The 2133-nt window shown below is 72.6% G+C and carries 2 protein-coding genes; both read right to left on the reverse strand.

Going from position 1 to position 2133, the window contains the following annotated elements; all coding sequences use genetic code 11:
• Positions 1–1708: UvrD-helicase domain-containing protein (locus FJY74_09810; protein ID MBM3308608.1), on the reverse strand; the 1708-nt coding region annotated here is incomplete at its 3' end.
• The coding region (locus FJY74_09815) for a PD-(D/E)XK nuclease family protein (protein ID MBM3308609.1) at positions 1705–2133 on the reverse strand (429 nt) is incomplete at its 5' end. The genes FJY74_09810 and FJY74_09815, both read right to left, overlap by 4 nt.

Consider the following 2133-nt stretch of genomic DNA (forward strand, 5'->3'; position numbering starts at 1 on the left):
AGCGTCTGCCGCCCGCGACGCGGAACTCCAGATCGTACGCGGAGAGGGCGTCCTCGTAGGCCTCGAGCGCGGCCGTCCGCCGGAAGAGGACCGCCATGTCACCGAGGCCGGCGGGCCGCCACGCGTCCTTGCCGCGGTCCCACACCCGGAGTGAGCCCCCATCCCGCGCCTCGGCGAGGAACACCGCGACGGCGCGGGCCTCCTCGACGCGCACCTCCTCGACGCTCTCACCCTGGGGCGCGCCGCCGGGCGGCATGAGCAGCACCACGCCGGGCGCCGCGTCGGTGTCGGCGCGGGCCGCCGAGAGCGACTCGTACGCCGGCTGGTACTTCCTGCCGTCCTCGGGCGGCGCCATCACGCCGTCGAACGCCGCGTTCACCTCGGCGACGATCGCCGGTCTCGTGCGGAAGTTCTCCGTGAGGTGGAGGAGCCCGCCGGCCACCGACTTCGCGCGCTCGTACATCTCGATGTCGGCGCGGCGGAACCGGTAGATGGACTGCTTCGGATCGCCGACGATGAAGAGCTTGCCCGGCTCGATCTCGACCTCGTGCCACTCTCGTGCGCGCCCGCCCTTCACCTCGGAGAGGAAGAACACGACCTCGCATTGGAGCGGGTCGGTGTCCTGGAACTCGTCCACGAGGATGCGCTCGTACGCGGCCTTCCAGCGCTCGCGCGCGGCAAGGTCGTCCCTGAGGAGCGCGCGGGCCTTGAGGAGGAGGTCGTCGAAGTCGAGCATGCCGGCCCTGATTTTCTCTGCCTCGTAGTGCTCCACGAACCCGCGCAGCCACGCGACGAGCGCGACGGCCGCGTTGTGCGACGCGATCGCGGCGAGTTCCTCCTGCCGCGCCCTGAGCGCGGCGGCGCGCTCGCGGAGGGACGCGAGCACGGCCGCGTCCCAGTTCGCCTTGTTCCCCTGCTTCGGGCCCGGCGCGGGCCTCACGCGCTTGAGGAGGTACGAGGTCCGCGCCGGGCCGGTCAGGTACGACGCGGCAGATACGGCATCGGCGAAGTCGAGGATGGCGCGGAGCCCGCCGTCCGTGTCGCTCTCGCAGTGCTCGCGCGCCAAGCGCACGAATTCGGACGCTTCGCGCTCGAGGAGCGCGGCGAAGGCGTCCGTGTCCCCGTCGGCCCCGGCATCGCGCGGTCCCGGGACCTGCCCGATGAGGTCGCGGTTCGCGGCGAGGAGGTCGGCCAGCTCCCGGGCGCGCTCCAGCGTGAAGCCCAGGGTTCTGGCCTCTCCCAGCGCGGGCGGAAGCCCGGCCGAGAGCTCTTCCTCGAGCCACGCGTCCCAGGCGCGCGACACGAGGAGCGTCCGCGCCAGGCCGTCGGCCACCGCGAAGTTCGGGTCCACGCGCGCCTCGACGGGGCTCTCGCGGAGGAGCGTGCCGCAGAACGAGTGGATGGTCCCGATGACGGCGCGGTCCACGTGGAGGAGGGGCTCGGAGAGCGCGCTCTCGCCGCGCCGCACCGCCTCCTCGAGCGCGGTGCGCAGGCGCACCTTCAGTTCCCCTGCGGCCTTCTCGGTGAAGGTGATGGCGACGATCCGCGAGATGTCGCGGCCCTCGCGGAGGAGCGCGAGGAAGCGGGTCACGAGCACGCGCGTCTTGCCCGTGCCGGCGCCCGCCTCGACGAGGTACGTGCGATCGAGCCCGCCGTTTCGGCCCTCGGCGAGCGCGCGGTCGCGCGCGTCTTTCGTGGTCGCGCTCATTCGATGACCGCCAGTCCCTCGGTGAAGAACCTCGCCCGCCGGTCCCCCTGCTTCATGCGGGCGAGCGCGAGGACGACCGAGTTCGTGCCGCACGCGGCGGCGAAGTCGCAGGAGTCGCAGCGGTTCTCCTCGGGCCACGGGAAGAACATGCCCTCGGCGATGCCCTTCACGATGAGCCCGACGGCCTTCGCGAAGTCGTCCCGGGCGCCCTCGAGGTCCTCCCGCGAGAGCGAGCGCGACTCGCGCCGCTGCGCCGTGACGTAGAGGTACTCCGCGCTTTCGACCTTCGCCCCGCGCGCGGCCGCGTCGAGCATGGCCTGCGCCGCGAGGATATACACGGGAAGCTGCAGCGTGCGTCCGCGGTCGAAGACGGCGCTCGCCGTCGCCTGCGGTTTCCCCGTCTTGTAGTCGATGACCCGCGCCGC

It is taken from the genome of Candidatus Effluviviaceae Genus I sp. (assembly GCA_016867725.1).
Lineage (GTDB): Bacteria > Joyebacterota > Joyebacteria > Joyebacterales > Joyebacteraceae > VGIX01.